We start from the raw sequence: 18,437 nt of genomic DNA, 5'->3' as shown, positions 1-18,437 counted from the left end.
GACGCTTTCAAACTGGTTTAAGAAAGAAATTTTTTTCTCAATTCGCTGAGGTATTCAGGCGTAAACCCTAAAAAGGAGGCAAGAAGGTATTGAGGAACCCGCTGAGTAAATGCGGGAAATCTTTCGAGAAAATGCAGGTATAATTCTTCTTTCGAAAATTCGTATAAGTATCTTATTCTCATCTGGGACGCTGCGTATGCGCGCTGGAACACTAAATGAAAATACGCTTCCATTTCCGGGACTTCGCTAAGAAGTTGAAATTGTTTGTCAGCACTTATACATAACACATCGGTATTCTCTGTTGCACGAATAGAAAATTGCGCAATGCCACCAGCAGAAAATGCCATAAAATCCGATATCCACCAGTTCTCTATTGCAAAATCAATGGTTTGCTCGGTACCATTTTGTTTAAGATAACATAATTGAACACAGCCCTTGGAAATAAAAAACTTTTCAAAGCACCGCTGGCCTTCGGATAATAACAGCTCTTTCTTTTTATATACTTTATGTTCAAAAAATGGCTCAATCAAACTGACCGTAGCCGGTTGAATCGGACAGGTTTTACTGATATGGTTATGTAATTGCTGTATCATTATCGGTTTTACAGTAAAAAACAAAAGAACAAGTTAATGGGTAATTGTAGCAGAAATAATTATTTTATTACAATTTCTAACGCTACGCTTATACAGTCGTAATATTTCACCAACAGTTCGTTAACATTCGAACAGCTGTTAAGGTTAAATTTCAACCTAACATCCTTATAGTAGCTCTCCCCGTGTGAATAATATTTATTAAGCTTAATCATTGGGGAAGCAAACAACGATCAAAATAGCTAAGATTCGTGTTATTTTAGGGATACGAGTTAGTTAACGATGCGAGTTTTACAAATCATCCACCTATTGTTTCGAGAGGCGGAAGAAATTATCTTCTTGTTTGTAGACAAGGAATCTAAAAGTGACCACTATAATCGGTGTAATGCTTGCTATCTTCTTGCTGGTAAATCTGGTAATTTTGTGCCCTCATAAGTCTCGTTTACCTATTAAATTCTTTTGTCAGTCCTTTTTTGTCAAAAAGCAAACCAAACTTAGCAGGTAGGACGAGTCTTGTTCCGACTTTTAGCTTATAATCGTTTTTGTATAACTACATTCCATAATTCTTTACACCATGAATCGCAAAATCTTAATCGTCACCGGAGATGGTGGTGAAAGTTACGAAACTCTTTACGCCGTTCACCGCTTTCAGGAAGAGGGCGATATTGCCGTGATTGCCGCTCCCAGTAAACGCCGCCTTAACCTTGTGATGCACGATTTCGAACCTGGTTGGGATACTTATGTGGAGAGACCCGGCTATTGCCTGGATTCTGATTTGACGATTGAAGAGGCAGTCGTAGATGACTATGACGCCATTCTGCTTTTGGGAGGCCGCGCTCCGGAATACCTGCGTAACCACGCCCCTCTTTTAGAAGTAGTGCGTGAGTTTGACCGGCAGGATAAATGGATTTTTGCTATCTGCCACGGCATCCAGATTCTGGTTACGGCCGGATTGGCTAATAACAGAAAACTAACCGCTTACGAACATGTGCGTGCTGAAATTGAAATGGGTGGCGGCACTTATTGTACGGAGCAAGCCGTCCGCGACCAAAATATAATTACCGGACAGACCTGGCAATCTCACCCGGATTTCTACCGCGAAGTATTTGCCTCTCTCAACAAAGCGGAACTTGTAGAAAAATAAGGGGTTGACGAAATATACTATTTTTTTGATTATTACCTTTTAGCCAGTCATTTTTAGAGATGATTGCCACCCAACGCCTCGAATTGGGGCGTTGGGTTATTCTAAATCCAGATGAGCATGGAAATTAACACGAGCCAGTAGAATCGTTGATTTCAAAGGTCCAGTCATCGAATCCTAAATCATAAAACATCTGCCCTTTGTTGGTATCTTCTAGTTGGCGCAGTTAAAAACATGGTGTGCTGTTAGCAGCAGTGATTATCGGAGAATGTATGAAGCTAACCCAATCGAGAAATTCTGAATGCGAAGGTAACTCCTCCTGACCCAAAGTGTAAAAAAAGATTATTGCTCCTGTTTCTCGTTTTTGTCCGAGTAATTTTTTAATCACTGATATTATCATTCCTTTTTTCTTCTTAGCTGCAAACCGCCGTTAATGAGTTTGACTGCATTGCTCACTTGCTTGTCCACGTCTTTGATGCGCGTGATTGCATGTATTATACTACGCTTTTTTCCGAGGCTCATTTTTTCAAATGATGATTTTAAAACTTCATCCTGCTCGATTAAGGCTGCCAGTACTTCCGGCATAGGAACGCCCAGTGGGTCAGGGTCTTCGGTTAATTCGAAATAGACCGTATCCCCCGCAACTTTATTAAGCGCTTTAACATTTTTACTACTTAATATAACAAAGAAATTACCGTCTCCAAGGTGATTCAAGCCACATTGAAAGGTTAGTTTCTTGTCTACGGTACATAGCAGACGGGTTAAGCGTTTGTTTTTTAATTTATCGACAGCGTCAGCCGGAACGATGAGATAAAAATATCCTCCTTTTCGTTTTTCCAATTGTCCAATAACTTGTTCATCGGCGAATACATTCATTATAGCGCGCTTTTATTTCTACAAAAACAATGTTGATATATACACCAAATTAAGCTCATTTAATATGTTTGAATAAACTAAAAACCAGTTGAATATGTCAAATTAATATTTGAAAATACAGAGTAAGCGTTTGTTTGCAAAATCTTAGAGAGGATTGTTTAGTTTACTTAATTTATAAAATTTCCTCTCATCATGATAAAGTATAGGACAGGTAATTATTAAGGCACTTGATATTTTAGAATTGGTTGCGCAATGTGGCGGACATGCGCTAACGCGAGGCTGCATGGCAGATCAGCCCGAAGCTCGGATAAACTTATTGCTTTTAATTAGTCGGGGTGGATTATAGGAAGTTGCCTTATTATGTCCAAATGTATCAGCAATGACTTGCAAGTTTTCAGAATTCACGCGTTTTTAAAGATTCCTACAAGTATAATTACATAATATTAGTTCTTTTTAGAGGGCAATCCCATGACTATGCGTCATAGAAAACACTTTGCGTTATTATTATTTGATTTATAACTGCCAGTTACTTTGAGTGTATTTTTCTTAAACCAATTAATGGTAATTTGGAAAGGTTTTGGAAAGAAAAAATAGGAAGTCGTTAGACGTCAGAATCTACGAGTTAAAGGTATCATCGACGTATTGCTATTTGTCAACTATGCGTTACCGGTTCTCAATTTGCTGTGTTATTGTTCTTCTTTTTCTGGGGTCAACATTGCTGTCTTATGGACAGGTGACCGCTATACTTACCGGAAAGGTCACCGATGCGGCGACTGGAAAACCCATGCCTTTCGCGCACGTTTATGTAAATGGATCAACGCAAGGTGCAATAACCGACGAAAACGGATACTATAAGTTGACAGGTGTGCAATTTGGTACGGTCGAGATAGCTGCTTCATTTGTTGGATATCAGCCCGCTACTCAAAAAATCCGATTTGAAAATGCGTCTTCCCAAAAAGCCGATTTCCGTTTGCAAGTTAGCGAACAAATGCTGGATGCCGTAACAGTACGAGGCAATTCTAAACGGTCAGAAAAACATTTACGCCAGTTTAAAAAGCAACTTTTTGGCGAACCGTTTGGCGGACAGTGCCTGCTCGTGAATCCCGAAGTTCTTAACTTTAAAGAAGACAAAGGTCATCTGTATGCGAAGGTGAACGAGCCTTTAATTATTGATAACCGGGCGCTTGGTTATAGGTTAATCTATGATTTAAAACACTACGATGCGACTCCATCGGGGAAGGTTTATTTTGCAGGAACTGCACGGTTCGAAGAACTCAAACCCGAAAACGAACGACAGGCTGACCGATTCCGGCGCAACCGGCTGACTGCCTACAGAGGATCTACGCGCCATTTAATGGCCAGCCTGATAGAAGGCACTTTCGAGCAGGCCGGATTTCTGGTTTATCAGGAAGATGTTACCAAGGCATTCTCCATGGAACGCCGGGTCATTACGCTTGCCGCTGCAATAAGCGAATACAAACGTTTGGTTCCAATTCAGGTTTCTAAGTTGATTCAACCCGGTCTGTTACCGAACGAACGCAAACTGGTTTCAGCCACGAAACTAATCGTATTTTATACCAAAGCAACATCGGGTTTTTCGCCCTATCCAGATGCCCGCTACGCTTTTACCGAAATGAAACTACCCGCCGGGCAAATGCAAATGACTGTCGATGGAATCATAACGATGCCCGAAGGTATGGAAGCGGAAGGCTCAATGGGTGATGACAGACTATCGACCATGTTGCCCGGCGACTGGATACCCGAAGGGGGTGAAACGGAGTCATCTTCTATCGGTGTATTGGCCATACAGGGAAATTTTGCGCCAACTGACTCATGCCTGGGAAGTCTCAATTCTGCATTCAACGAGCGATTTAAGTTATTGGCGCCTACATTGTTTGTGCACATTGATAAACCTTTTTATGCCACTGGGGACCGGCTCTGGATGAGCACTTATTTGCTCGACGCTACCAGTCACCAGCAGATCGGTGGCAAAACAGCTATGCAGGTTGACCTACTTACTTCAACTGGAAAATTGGTTCAACACCAGTGGGTAAGTATTGCAGACGGACATGGCCGGGGAAATTTTCGTCTGTCTGATACCCTCATGACAGGAATGTATCGATTACGCGCCTATACCGATGAAGATAAATTCCAGCGACGTCCCGCTTTCGAGCGATCTGTGGCGATCTACAATTTGGTGCGAAAAGACCTGCCAATTTCAGTTGATTCTGTTGTTCAGCAACCAGACGTTCAGGTTTTGCCGGAAGGCGGTCGCTGGATTTCAGGAATGCCAGCGCGTCTGGGCGTAAAAATTGTACAGCCTAATGGTCGGGGCTTGCCTATTGAAGGACGTATTGTTGATGATTTGGGCGTTGAGGTGGTTCGTTTTAAAACCAATTCCCAGGGAATGACCAGTGTATCAATGGAGCCGAAGGCGAAGCGGACATATTACGCAGATGTCACTTATAACAACCAACGCCAACACGTGCCTTTGCCTAAACCCGAAAACGAAGGACTATTGCTGGCAGCAGATGCGATCAGCGATACAACCCGCCTGGCATTGACGATCATGAGTTCTAACCGGGCCGCTACTGACCCCGTCTACATTCTCATTCAGCAACGCGGAGTGATAGTTGACCAGCGAAAGATTGTCCTGCAAAATGGGGTTGCGAAGATAAACTTGCCAATGGTTGGCTGGTTACCCGGTCTTTCCCAAGTCACTCTTTACGATGCCACAGCTAAGCCACAAGGTGAGCGATTATTTTTTGTACCGGAGTTTATTCCGCCGGTCCGGTTGACATTGAAAATGAACAAAACCACATATCAGCCCCGTGAACAAGTGATCCTTAGTGTCAATCTGAAAGATAACGGATCTCCTGTGTCAGCAGCTTTATCAGCGTCGATCACAGATGTTAGCAAAGTGCCTGAAGACACGGCTGACGCCACTTTGCTTGCCCACTTGTTGTTAACGGGAGAACTGCGGGGACATGTTGAAAACCCTAACCAATATGTCATGAAACACTCCGCAGAGACGCGTAAAGCGCTGGATGATCTATTGCTGACGCAGGGATGGCGACGGGTTAGTGGAACGCCGGCAACGGATTCACTCGGTGGGGTATCGCTGAGCGGCCGCATTTTAAATGCAAAAAATCAACCCATACCCGGCGCGCAGATTATTGTGGCCTCGACGGAGTCCCGGCAATCGTTCATAAAATCGGCAGATGCTGATGGACAAGGACGCTTTCGAATGGCGGGGTTGGCTATCGTTGATACAGTAAAATTAATGGTTCAAATCACGGGGCCTAATGCAAAAAAGATGTCTGCCACAGAAGCCTCACTGTTTCTGGAAGGGCCTGGAAAACTATGGGATTTCGTTAAAATGACTGCTACACCAAAATTGCCAATGCTGGACGCTCAACTGGAAGCCGCCCGGATCCGGCAAGAGGCCAACACCGAGCTTTACCGCGATAAATCCGCTGAATTGCTAAATGAAGTTACTGTTCGAGCACAAAAATACAATGAAAGGCCTGATGATATTCGAATGCGGAGTCTGCACAATGATGCTGATGCAGTGATCACGTTCAATGAAAAATCGCCAAATTATCCAAATTTATATGAAATGATTCAAGGGCGATTTGCAGGCGTGACAGTAGTACGAAGGACTCCAACACCAAATGGCCCGCCATCGCCTCCCGGATATCAGGTATCTATTCGGGGCATAAGTAGTTATAAAAGTGGTACGCAACCGCTATTTCTTATGGACGGCGTGCCCATTCAGGATCCTGACGGAACCGTTTTGATGAACTTCAATCCGAGCGACATCGAACGTATTGAAGTGCTTAAAAATGCAGCCACGGCGGGCATGTATGGAGCTAGGGGAGGTAACGGTGTGATTGCATTTTACTCAAAAAGTGCCCGATCTATGCAGGCAGGTAAAAAACCGGATGAAGGTTTGAGTCCGATTCAATTCATCGGTTATCCGTCAGTCCAGCGTGAATTTTATGTACCACGTTACGATCCCGAGACAACCGCCAGCACTATTTCTGGCCCCGTTGATCAACGGGATGTGCTATATTGGAAACCAATGATACTGACTGATAATCAGGGAAACAGCCAGCTGCGCTTTCCGCTGTCTGACGTAGTAAAAACACTTCGCGTAGTGATTCAGGGGATTACAGCTGACGGTCGTCCTGTTCTTGGCGTTCAGTTAGTCCGGGTTCAGTAACATAGCCGTTGTTAATAAAAAATCATTTAATCAAGTTTTATGCTTAGATGAGCCTTACAGGAAAATTATTTGAGCCATAGAAGAAAGTGTTGTAGGTTTTCAAGGCTGATATTTGTGACATGAAAAATATCACAAAAATCCAACTTGGTCAAAACGGCCCGTTTGTCTCCAAACTAGGTTTAGGCTGCATGCGTATGTCTTCAATCTGGGGCGGCACTAGACCTGACGAAACAGAAAGTATCGCCACGATTCAAGAAGCGCTGGATAATGGCATTAACTTTTTGAACACCGGCGACTTTTACGGTGCCGGCCATAATGAAATGCTGATAGCCAAAGCGATCAAAGGACGGCGCAAGGATGCCTTCATCAGCGTTAAATTCGGCGCCATTTTTCACAACGGTCAGCCACTGGGAATGGATCTACGACCGATCGCTATCAAAAACTTCATCAATTACTCTATGACCCGTTTGGGTATAGAAACCATAGATCTCTATCAGCCCAGCCGGATGGATAACAGTGTGCCGGTGGAAGATATCATCGGAACTGTTGCTGATCTGATTAAGGAAGGTAAAGTGCGAAATATCGGCGTGTCAGAGATTACGGCAGAACAGCTTCGAATAGCCAATAGTATATACCCTATCAGCGCTCTAGAAATCGGCTATTCGCTGGCCGACCGCCAAATAGAAATTGAACTGTTGCCTGTTGCAAAGGAATTAGGGATCAGCATAATAGCATTCGCCAATACTGCTGAGGGCTTATTGACGGGAGAAATAACAACGCCGCTCTCAGAAAACGATTACCGTAACCATTTCTCTCGTTTTCAAGGTGATAATTTAATCAATAATCTGAAAAAAGTTGAAGCCTTGAAGCAATTGGCGAGCGATAAAGGTTATACATCAACACAGATTGCCATCGCCTGGGTTAATCATCAGGGCAATCATATCGTGCCTCTGGTAAGCATGAGTCGCAGGTCGCGTTTGCCGGAAAATATCAAAGCGATGGATATTATATTTACACCAGAAGAAATGAACTTCTTAAACACTAAATTTGCCATAGGCGAAATACTTGGAAGCACTTACTTACAACGTTAAATGACCAGTCCAGCAGAGATTCTTCCGGGAGTAATTTTCTATTCATACCTTTCCACGGAGCGGAAGGAAAAGGTATGTTTATGGAACCACCACACCCTGATACTTCAGGTTTCAGGCCAGTTAATTCTGGAAACATCTGAACAAAACATTTCGATAAGCGGAGGAGAATTGCTGCTGATTGGCAAAAATCATTTAGGTACGCTCACTAAAACGCCGATTCCGGGTGGAAACTATGAAACAATCGTAATATCGTTACAGGAGGACCTGCTTCGTAAAATAGTACTAGAAGAAAAACTTGAAGCAGACCGGAAATACACAGGCCAGCCAAATATACTGATTCCTATAAACGAATTTCTAGAAGGATATTTCCAATCCATCATCCCTTATGCGCGCAGCTCAGGAGCGGCAATGACTGATGAAATGGGCATACTAAAAGTCACCGAAGGAGTTAAATTACTGATATTGGCCCTGCCTGAACTTCGTAACCATCTATTCGATTTTTCAGAACCTTTCAAAATCGATCTGGAAAAGTTCATGCTTAATAACTTTCATTTCAATATTCCCATAGAAAAATTCGCATACCTTACCGGCCGCAGCCACGCTGCTTTCAAACGCGATTTCATGAAAACATTCGGTGCTCCGCCCCGTCAATGGCTTCAAGAGAAACGACTGACCGAAGCAAAGCACCTGATCGAAACCAAACATCAGAAACCCTCAGCCATTTATCTCAACTTAGGCTTTGAAAGCTTGTCACACTTCTCATATTCCTTCAAGAAAAAGTTCGGCTTTTCACCTACTGCACTGAATTATCGTCTCTCAACAAATGATTTACAACACTAAAACTACCGTGGTTTTATACCGATAACTTCTGTTCGACAAGAGCGATTCATTCGCGCCCTTTCAACCTAAACGTAATTAATCCATTTATGACCTGAGATCATTCTTAGGTCATTTTGAAGGATCGGTGACTGGTGTAAAAAAATTCACGAGGTTTCCATCCGGGTCACGGAACAACATTGAACGATTTCCCCAAGGCATTGTAGTTGGAAGTTGGACAAGATCATTTCCCAAATGCTCTTTTAGCTTATCATATTCTGCATCAACATTTTCTACCCGAAACTCCAGTATTACTGAGCGGTTCGTTTGTGGTGCGGCCAGATGAGCGCCACCAAAAAGTTGTAAAGTCCGGGCACTGCCGATGGCTAATACAAAGTATGGGGTTCGTAGTTCTGCAAAATCCTCGGTGTACTTGGTGATCGGTAAGCCTGTAATTTTTTCATAAAACTGAATTAGTACCCTAATATCTGATGTGATAATCCGAATGGATGCGAAGTTCATAGGATTCAAAGTTTTGGTTGATTTCCTCAAAAATAGCAGGCGGCATTGACAACAGTATGTCAGTAGAGATGAACCATTTTTTCTAACACCGGAAACATTTGGTGACGGAGTAGCACTGTCTGTATTTTCCTGTTAATGTGTTAATGCGCACTGAAATTTCAAAGACAGCTGATCGAGGTCTCACGTAACTGCCTATTGGACCCCATTTTATATTTCACAAAACACTATATTTGATGAAATCAGAAAGCGAAATACAAAAATGAACTGGATCACCCGGGAGCGTCCTAAGATTGACCGCATCGCATGCCCCTGGCTGATTAAAAGATTTATCGATCCGGAGGCGCAGATTTTTTATGTTCCGTTTGACCAGGTAAGAACCAAAGCTCGCGAACTTGATGCTACACCATTTGATATTCCTGACACAGAATTTACGCATTACGAAGACCGGTGCACTTTTGATTTTTTTCTGGAAAAATATGAAATAGAAGATCCGGCTTTAAAGGATATGGCAACAATCATCCGTGGCGCTGATACGGATGACCATTCACTTGCAAGCCAGTCGGCTGGATTATGGGCAATCTCGGCAGGACTGGCATATAACATTACCGATGACCAGGAACTGCTGGAAAAAGGTATGCTCATTTATGATTCCCTGTATAGCTGGGCAAAGCATCTGCAAAAACAAAAGCATACGCAAAATCCCACTGAGAAACTGCTTCTGGACGTTTTTAATACGTATTTGGATAAACAAAAGTCGGAAGAGGTTAGAACCCCGAAATGGGCTCAGGAGCTCAAAGAAATCATACAGGACCAGATTGACACAAATTTAAGTTTGAGTCTGAAAGAAATTTCAGAAGGATTACAGATTCATCCTTCATACGTGTCCAGAGAATTCTCCAAGTATTTTAGTAACCTGTCCTTTGGGGAATATATCCGCAAGCTCCGGATCGAGAAAGCGGTTGATTTGCTTGCAAATGATGATCATACCTTGGCTGAGATCGCCTATTTAACAGGATTTTCTGATCAAAGCCACTTTAACAGGATTTTCAAGGCGCATACTGGCCAGAATCCATCGAATTTTAGAAAAAGTTTGATCAAAAAGTAATTTCTGTACAAATCGTCATTTTTATTCTATTATTTAAAAAGTGTCTGACGTAGTATTGCAATGAAATCGCAATTCGTATGGTCAGTCAAAATATTGAATTAGAGAATCAGCGGAGTATTTATAGCCTGCTCGCCCTAACTAAGTACTTTCTTAAACTGGGAACACTCGGCTTCGGTGGTCCGGTGGCCCTGATCGGTTATATGCACCGGGATTTGGTCGAAGACCGCCAATGGATCAGTGAAGATGAATACCGTGAGGGGCTGGCACTTGCGCAGCTTGCACCCGGACCATTAGCTGCCCAGCTGGGCATTTATCTCGGATATGTACACTACGGTGTCTGGGGCGCTACGCTTTCAGGGCTGGCTTTTGTACTTCCATCCTTTATTATGGTGGTTCTGCTGGGTATGGCCTACAAACTTTATGGCGGACTCCCTTGGATGCAGTCTGTGTTTTATGGGGTAGGCTCTGCTGTTATTGGTATTATTTCCTTGAGCTGTTATAAACTAACGGTAAAATCGGTCAGTAAACTCGAAATCGAAGCAATCAAAAGCAGATGGATGCTCTGGCTATTCTTTGTAATTATGGCCATTGTTACTGCTATCACACAAAGAGAGGAAGTATGGCTGTTTCTGATTTTGGGCTTTATTTACATGATAGTAAAAGCACCTCCCAAATGGCTTCGAAGAAAAGATACATCCTTATCAATTATTCTTTTGGCAGGAACCGGATTCTGGCAATACGAGCCAGGGGAACTTGTCAAACTTGGACTATTCTTTGCCGAGGCGGGCGCATTTGTTTTCGGGAGCGGACTGGCGATCATCCCATTTTTACAGGCTGGCGTAGTTAATGAAATGGGCTGGCTAAATGAACAGCAGTTTCTGGATTCAGTTGCTGTGGCCATGATCACGCCCGGGCCGGTTGTCATCACAGTCGGATTTATCGGCTTTTTGGTTTCCGGATTTGCAGGGGCGGTTGTAGCAGCTTTGGGCGTATTTCTACCTTGTTTTGTTTTTACCGTTTTACCGGCGCCATACTTTAAAAAGATCTCAAAGAACACCAGTATCAAAGCGTTTGTGGATGGCATTTCGTCAGCCGTGGTGGGTGCGCTGGTAGGATCGGTCTTCGTCATTGCCACACGTTCAATTGTCGATACTGCATCAGCTGCTATTGCAATTGTCACCATACTGGCACTCATTTACATCAAAAAATTACAAGAACCATATATTATTCTGATTGCCGCAATTCTCGGCTTTTTTATCAAAACTTATCTATGAATATTTTGTTACCTGCTTTCATGAAGAGACTTACTTTAATAATGCTGGTCCTTTTTTCAATTCCATCCTGGGGTCAAAAGCAGATCAATAGGCATAGCGGCGTTTGGCTTGGCTATTTCAACCAGACCAGGCTCACCGATAAATGGGGTATCTGGCTGGATGTCCACGCCAGAAGAACAGATTTTCTTGACCGATGGTCTACGCAAATCATCCGCCCGGGAATAACCTATTTTGTAAATGATCACCTTCGATTTACGGCCGGTTATGCCTATGCCCGAAGTTATCCAGCTGCTGGCCTGCACACGGTCCGTCCGGAAAACAGACTCTGGCAGCAGATACTTTGGACCAGCCGTCAGAAGCGCCTGCAAACCCAGCAATGGATCCGTCTTGAAGAACGTTTTAACCGCAAAATTGCCAACGATCAGCTGCTCGACGGTTCGAACTTTAATTTCAGGTTCCGTTATCTTTTAAATCTTATGGTACCGTTGAACAGGGATTTTATTGAACCCAAAACTTTGTTTTTTGCCTTCAATGACGAAATTCATATCAATGCGGGCAAACAAATTACCTATAACCTCTTTGACCAGAATCGCTTTTTTGTCGGGTTTGGTTACCAGTTTACAAAGGGGCTGAATTTACAAGTCGGTTACATGAACCAGTTTCAGCAGCTCCCTTCCGGAAATCATTTCAACAGCAACAATGTGCTCAGGTTTTTTGTCTTTCATAACCTGGATCTGCGGGCAAAGAAGTGATGTATTTCAAAACTCCTTTTCTCCAAATTCACTTGCTGGCAGTTTGGCTTTCCGGGAGGTTGGGTTGAGATTATAGTTATTGCTTCCGCCAAAAGTTTGACTTTCAACAATCAAAATTACTATTCAAAATTTGCGTTATTTAGCTGGGCTTTTTTCATTCAGAAATTCAATGGCAATCTTGCATAACACTTCACCCTTTTCGTCAGGCATTTCGTGCCCGACGTTAGGATAAACACATAATTGCCCATATTGGAGCGCTTCAAAAATCGATATAGTATGGTCCAGTTTAATCATATCCTTGTCACCCCGGATCAATAGAACTGGCACCTTAATGCTGGCGATTTTATCGTCAGGAATTTTAATTTCTCTTTCCCACATTCTTTGGTTATCCTCCCAAAACTTGATCCATTTTTCAGGTTCGGGATTCATCCGCTGATACTTTTCTAACCAATCTTTATCTTCTTTCACAGCATCAACTGTATATCCTTTTAACAAATCGCGCGCTTCTTGTGTTAGTCCACTGGCTTTCGAATTCGAAGCACCGCTCACCACTTTCTTTATTTTGTCGGGCCGATTGGCCGCGAGCAACAGCGAAGTGTTACCACCCGAGCTCCAGCCCATCACATAAGCACTGTCCAGTTTTAATTGGTCAATAAGTTGCGAGCAATATTCAGCCATCAATTCTCCACTTAAACTGTCAGCGTGGCTGGAGCGGCCGTGTCCCGGCGCATCAGGCGCTATAACCCTAAAATGTTTTGAAAGTTTGGGTATGATACCAGCAAGGTTTTCTATTGAACCCAGCCCCTGGTGCAAAAGCAACAAAGGAGTTCCTATTCCATATTCCTCGTAATAAATTTTCGTATTGTGTATGGTTACATACTTCCCATGATTTGACCCATAATTAATAGGTATTTCTGTCCGCTTATCAGAATTTTCTACCTGATTACAAGAAGCAATGATGAAATTAAATACAATAAAACATAGGAGTTGTCTCATCTTGATGTGTCTAAATCATGTAACTACAATAGGTACATCTCAAGATTCGATACGCATTTTTTGTGAAAAATGTTGCGTTGCTACGAAAGTCTATAATATGTTACATAAAAATACGATCACCTCCTTGGCCAACGCAGTATTTGACGGTTATGGGACATCCGACCGCCTTGTATTGTGTTGGTCAACAACATAAACCTTAAATATTGGAGCAAATTTTACCTATCAAAGGTTCTTGGGAAACCTGGCTCGCCAACGCAAGGCCGACTCGACCGTCAGAAAGAAACAAGTGGATAAAAGAGCCTGAGCCAGACAGTTCAAGTTCATGCTCGAAAGCGATGTGAACCTGATTTTTAAATTTCGTATGTAAAATCGAAAATACTATCAAGAAATTGCTGCAAGAAGCAGTTGCGTGATAGTATTGTCGACTCACATTATTTGCTGGCCCGGATTGATGCAATCATAGTATTCCTGCTTTTACCCGCAAAATTCAGGTACAACTTGCTACCATTAACACTGCCAATGTATAAACCATCCTTATAGACAATGTATTCACCTTCGCCTTTTCTGATATCAAATAAACCCAAAGGATCTGTATATGGTGTTCCCATTGCAACTCCTTTTCTTAAAATACTAATTTGGTACTCATCCACTTTTGTAATCTCCAATTCTGATGTGATTGCTACCTTACCATCCACGCCCAGTTCAGGAAAGATGAGCTTCTCACCTTCCATGTTATCAAGGGTAGTGATTTGATAAACCCCGGAAATCTCCGGCAACACTATCTCATCAGCATCTTTTTGGCAAGCAAACAAAGTAGTCAAAATGGCAAGAAATAAAGCTGTCAGTCTCATAAAATTTCAGTTTTAACACAAATAAAACATATGAGACATTACCTGAATGTTAAATTTCATTTACTACTTTGGAACGGAATGTATGGCTACTGCATAACAGGAACGATTAGACAAAGTGCACTATTCAAAGAACGCCCCAAAAAAACCTCAGAAAGAAATTAATGGTTTTGTAAAAGAATTAGTTTGTTTTTATTTCATCAATCCTATTTACCAAGGGATAATAAATTTACAAAAACACGATACGCCCCGGGAACGCCGGCCGGTAACTCGCGAAACCATGACAAACTTGTGTATACATAATTTCCTTTGCCATACTTGGCGACCAGAATTCCACCATCTAGGGGCGGACCGTCGGGGTCGTTGGAGGAGATCACGGCCTGATACTTCGTATCCCATTTCTGTGGAAAATATAGGCCCCGTTCCTGTACCCAGTTATCAAAATCTTTCGGCGTAATTTTGTTTGGCGAATTTAAAATAGGGCTTGATGGCATTAGAAAACGCACTTCAGATTCTTCGACGGTGATTCGGTCGCGGGTGAGCTCAAATGGATATGGCCCCAGATCTTTCATTACCAGGTCCATGTTTGTGTTGTATTGAATGACCAGATTTCCGCCGTTTTTAACATAATTCATCAGTGTTGCCTGGTAATGTTTCATCCGTTCATTGGTGTTGTAAGCACGCACGCCTACCACCACAGCATCGAATTGCGTAAGTTTATCCAATGTCATATCCTTGTCTTCCAGTACAGTAACTGAATAGCCGATCTGGCGCAGACTTTCCGGGATAAGATCCCCAGCGCCAATCAGATACGCTATATTATTTCCTTTTTTCACAAGATCAAGCTTTACTGCCTTGGCCGTAGCTGGTGGAAAAAATACCTGGGCAGGAATGTGACCGTAGCTGATGATCGCAAAGCTTTTGTCATACGTTTTACCATCCACTTTTGCCTGTGCTTTAATCTGTGTTTCCTGTGAAGCTGCGGGGGGATAAAGTTGAAATTCCACTGACTGTTCAGCACCTTTCTGGGTCAGGTTGAAGGGAATACTTTGTGGTACTGTCCGCCATCCTGCGGCAATTTCCAGCGTCACCTCTCCTCGGCAATTGTCTTTTCCCACCTTAATTCCAACGATCACCTTCTTTGGTTTTTCATCGGCAAACATATAAACATCCTGATCGATGTTGGCATATACCGGCGGCGTCACCACCAGAGGCTGGTACACCTCCCCGATCACAGGATCTTTTTTCTTGTAAACAACCGGCACTTCAAACTGCAAAGGTTGCCCTTGAACGGTTAATTCAAATAGTACCTTAGCAACAGGAGGATTTTCAGGCAATCCTATTTCAAGCAGATCGTCAACAGTAAAAAGACCCTTGTAGCCAACTTCCTTGCGAAGCCAGTAGGGTTGAGAAATCTCTGTCCCAGCAGGAATTTCTGCTTTAATTTTAAAAGACAAACCATCATTATTTTTCAGCGGAGCAGCCACCACAGAGTCTTTGGATTTAAAAGGAAATACGATTTTTTGCAGGATGACATTCGCTGCTGAGCGGTTTATTGCTTCTACTGACATGGTCATTTCATCACCCGGTGTGTAGGCATAATCGCCAGCTGTTACTTCAAGGAACAAACCGAGGGTGTTTTTAAGAATTTCGTTGACTTCTTTCAGTTTGGTGGTTTTCCAGAACCCATCCGGCAGCTTTTGTATCGCTGTCCTGATTTTAAGCAGTGAGCTTAGGCTGGCATCCGGGACGGCCGGATCATATTCCTTTATAGCAGTCTGTACCATCGTTTCTATGTTTTCACCACCCTTTACCCTACCCCAGGAAGTGTTAACACCTTCAAACAAATCAGTCAAAGTCTTCTCTCCCTTAGTATGTTGAAGATACTCAACCGAAATCCCACGGCTTCCGATGGATCCAAAGCCCTGGCTTTTGTGCATGCTTCGACTTTCTGCTGAAATTTCACCATAAGATTTCCCAAGAAGGGCGTTGTAAGAACCCACGTCGATCTGAAGACATTCTTTTGCGTTTTTGACAAATTCAGCTCTGTTAAGCATACCCCACATCCCAATATTCCAAAGCAGCCGTTTTGCCTGCCAGGGCTGTACATATTTCAGCTGCTCAGGAAAACGTTTAGGATCTGCGGCGGCATCGAACGCCTCCTCCGCCAAAATGGATGACGCGCTGTGATGCCCGTGACCCGCCCTGGAATCAGGTGGAAAACGTGTGACGATCACATCTGGTTTTACATTGCGGATTATCCATACTGCATCGGCAAGCAGGTTCTCCTTTTCCCAGATCGTAAAAACCTCCTGAGGATTTTTTGAAAAGCCAAAGTCATTAGCCCGAGAAAAAAACTGTTTACCGCCATCAATGCGGCGTGCCTGAAGTAGCTCCTGGGTACGGATCATTCCCAGCTGTTCCCTTATCTCCGGACCAATCAGGTTCTGCCCTCCATCACCCCGGGTCAGTGCCAGATAACTTGTATTATATAATTTTTCATTAGCCATGAAAGCAATGAAATTGGTATTTTCATCGTCGGGATGCGCAGCCATATAAAGGACATTGCCCAGTACATTGAGCTTTTTTATGTCCTGTAAAATTTTCGATGAGGAGGGTTTAGCAGGCATTTGAGCCCAACAAACCCGCTGTACAGCGCCGTAGCCAAGCCATAGGCACAGGCATAACACCGCTCTTTTGAAGTTAAGATGCATGGATAAACAGTAAGATGAAGAGATAAATTACGGGTTTAGGAATATCAGTACTCAGTTTTGTTTGAAGGATCCATTTATATCCAGTTCACGCTGCGGAATCAGATACAAAAGCCTGGCGGTCTTTCCCTGAGCTTTCAGGATTTCGGCAGCTTTACCAAACCGCAGTAAGTCTGCCCAGCGGTGATTTTCGAAGGCCAGTTCCACACGGCGCTCCTGAAGCAGTTTGTCTTCAAATGTTCCGGCCGTTGCGGCATTAATAGGTGAAAGTTTTGCCCGTGCCCTTACCTGATTTATGTATCCATAAGCTTCCTCGGATTCTCCAAGTGCCTCGGCAAGCATCAGTAATACATCGGCATAACGAAGCACGACAAAATTGTAAGAAGCATCATTTTCGTTGAACGCATTTTCTTTGCCATATTTGGTGATAAACCGCATATCATTTTTTGAGCTGGAAATTAAAACACCCTGTGCATTGACATAGCTGCTGTCCATAGATTTGAGAAAACGGTCATCACCGGGTTCGTAGGCGCGCATCATATTGACCGTCGGACGATTTTTATATGCTCCGGTTGTTTGCCTTAAAAGCGGCGAAAAGGCATTGGTAAAAGTATTTCCCGTACCTGTTCCGCCTCCCTTGTACTGAACTTCAAAAATGGATTCTGCATTATTTTTATTAGCGATACCCCACAGATTGGCATAATTTGGCAGCAGCGAATAACCGTAGGAAGTTATAATTCGCTGAAGTACTGGGATTGCAGCGGTTTTGTCTCCCATGGTAAGATATATTTTGGCAAGCAAGGCAGCAGCAGCTCCTTTGGTGGCTCTTCCTATATCTGCTGTTGTAGTATATTTGATTGGAAGTCCTGCTTCTGCTTTGATTAGATCCGCCGTGATCTGTTTGTATATTTCAGAAGCCGGGAGCTGTGGGAGTGCACCTCCCTCTGAAACAGATGCAGGTTCATTCAACGGCATCGGAATGTTACCAAACGAAATCGCAAGGTTATAATAAAACAAGGACCTGAGAAAAAGAGCTTCCGACTTTATCCGTTCTTTTAAGGCACCATCCATGGTGATCGGTTCGATGCGGTCCAGCACAATATTACTGCGGGCAATTCCCAGATAAGAATCCGTGTAGGCTGCGGTGATAATTTCGCTCGTTGCAATCTCTGAAAAATTATCAATAACAGTCAGGTCCGCCCCCAAACCAGTACCATCCGGCCCCTGGTCAGTATTGTCAGAACGCATTTCCTGCATAATCCAATAACTCTGGTTGTATGCGCCGGTGTTCTGAAGCACCTTGTAGGCTGCATTAATGGCTGTATTCATATCATTTGCGGTTAGATAGAAACCATTAACATTACGCTGGGAAACAGGATTAAGATCAGTAAAATCTTCACTGCATGATGCCAGTGCAATGGCCAGAAATGGTATCAGGTAAATATGTTTGAATTTCATATCAGTAGACTTTTATAGGTAAACTTTGGCAT

At 43.1% G+C, this 18,437-nt stretch carries 14 protein-coding genes; 7 read left to right on the top strand and 7 right to left on the bottom strand.

The genetic code is table 11. The features are described from left to right. Positions 1–17: 17 nt before the first annotated feature. The gene (locus L0657_RS08215; RefSeq protein ID WP_235150100.1) at positions 18–593 is read right to left on the bottom strand and encodes a Crp/Fnr family transcriptional regulator; all 576 of its coding nucleotides are present in this window, start codon (positions 591–593) and stop codon (positions 18–20) included. A 571-nt stretch (positions 594–1,164) separates the two neighbouring features. Between L0657_RS08215 and L0657_RS08210 the strand changes: the two genes are divergently transcribed. After that, positions 1,165–1,734, top strand: a complete 570-nt coding sequence (locus tag L0657_RS08210; RefSeq protein ID WP_235150099.1) for a DJ-1/PfpI family protein — start codon at positions 1,165–1,167, stop codon at positions 1,732–1,734. Between the two features lie 393 nt (positions 1,735–2,127). Here L0657_RS08210 and L0657_RS08205 read toward each other — a convergent pair whose 3' ends face one another. Further along, complete coding sequence (locus L0657_RS08205) at positions 2,128–2,607, bottom strand: YdeI/OmpD-associated family protein (protein WP_235150098.1); 480 nt, start codon at positions 2,605–2,607, stop codon at positions 2,128–2,130. 715 nt (positions 2,608–3,322) lie between these two features. On the opposite strand from L0657_RS08205, the gene L0657_RS08200 reads away from it, so the two are divergent. The 3 genes from L0657_RS08200 (at position 3,323) to L0657_RS08190 (ending at position 8,763) form a co-directional block, all read left to right on the top strand. Beyond that, positions 3,323–6,832: a carboxypeptidase-like regulatory domain-containing protein gene (locus tag L0657_RS08200; RefSeq protein WP_409015027.1), complete on the top strand. Its 3,510-nt coding sequence runs from the start codon at positions 3,323–3,325 to the stop codon at positions 6,830–6,832. Between the two features lie 119 nt (positions 6,833–6,951). Then, complete coding sequence (locus L0657_RS08195; protein ID WP_235150096.1) at positions 6,952–7,923, top strand: aldo/keto reductase; 972 nt, start codon at positions 6,952–6,954, stop codon at positions 7,921–7,923. Beyond that, a complete protein-coding gene (locus L0657_RS08190) occupies positions 7,924–8,763 on the top strand; it encodes an AraC family transcriptional regulator (protein WP_235150095.1) in 840 nt (279 codons plus the stop codon). 108 nt (positions 8,764–8,871) lie between these two features. On the opposite strand, the gene L0657_RS08185 is transcribed toward L0657_RS08190, so the two are convergent. Next, a complete protein-coding gene (locus tag L0657_RS08185) occupies positions 8,872–9,261 on the bottom strand; it encodes a VOC family protein (protein WP_235150094.1) in 390 nt (129 codons plus the stop codon). A 259-nt stretch (positions 9,262–9,520) separates the two neighbouring features. On the opposite strand from L0657_RS08185, the gene L0657_RS08180 reads away from it, so the two are divergent. The 3 genes from L0657_RS08180 to L0657_RS08170 all read left to right on the top strand — a co-directional run bounded on the left by L0657_RS08180 (position 9,521) and on the right by L0657_RS08170 (position 12,392). After that, on the top strand, positions 9,521–10,366 hold the full coding sequence (locus L0657_RS08180) for a chromate resistance protein ChrB domain-containing protein (RefSeq protein ID WP_235150093.1): 846 nt from the start codon (positions 9,521–9,523) through the stop codon (positions 10,364–10,366). 77 nt (positions 10,367–10,443) lie between these two features. Then, on the top strand, positions 10,444–11,640 hold the full coding sequence (locus L0657_RS08175) for a chromate transporter (RefSeq protein ID WP_235150092.1): 1,197 nt from the start codon (positions 10,444–10,446) through the stop codon (positions 11,638–11,640). Beyond that, positions 11,637–12,392, top strand: coding sequence for a DUF2490 domain-containing protein (locus L0657_RS08170; protein WP_235150091.1), 756 nt, complete (start codon positions 11,637–11,639; stop codon positions 12,390–12,392). Before L0657_RS08175 ends, L0657_RS08170 begins: the two co-directional genes overlap by 4 nt. 135 nt (positions 12,393–12,527) lie before the next feature. On the opposite strand, the gene L0657_RS08165 is transcribed toward L0657_RS08170, so the two are convergent. From L0657_RS08165 to L0657_RS08150, 4 genes are all read right to left on the bottom strand, one after another. Next, on the bottom strand, positions 12,528–13,388 hold the full coding sequence (locus L0657_RS08165) for an alpha/beta fold hydrolase (RefSeq protein ID WP_235150090.1): 861 nt from the start codon (positions 13,386–13,388) through the stop codon (positions 12,528–12,530). Between the two features lie 431 nt (positions 13,389–13,819). Continuing rightward, positions 13,820–14,239 (bottom strand): hypothetical protein, encoded by a 420-nt coding sequence (locus tag L0657_RS08160; RefSeq protein ID WP_235150089.1) that lies wholly within the window; start codon positions 14,237–14,239, stop codon positions 13,820–13,822. 203 nt (positions 14,240–14,442) lie between these two features. Beyond that, positions 14,443–16,950 (bottom strand): PIG-L family deacetylase, encoded by a 2,508-nt coding sequence (locus L0657_RS08155; protein WP_235150088.1) that lies wholly within the window; start codon positions 16,948–16,950, stop codon positions 14,443–14,445. Positions 16,951–17,001: 51 nt separating this feature from the next. Continuing rightward, on the bottom strand, positions 17,002–18,405 hold the full coding sequence (locus L0657_RS08150; RefSeq protein WP_235150087.1) for a RagB/SusD family nutrient uptake outer membrane protein: 1,404 nt from the start codon (positions 18,403–18,405) through the stop codon (positions 17,002–17,004). Between the last annotated feature and the right edge of the window lie 32 nt (positions 18,406–18,437).

The sequence above is a fragment of the Dyadobacter sp. CY345 genome, from assembly GCF_021502725.1.
In the GTDB taxonomy this organism is placed as follows: domain Bacteria; phylum Bacteroidota; class Bacteroidia; order Cytophagales; family Spirosomataceae; genus Dyadobacter.
This window is presented reverse-complemented; position numbering and strand designations above follow the sequence as displayed.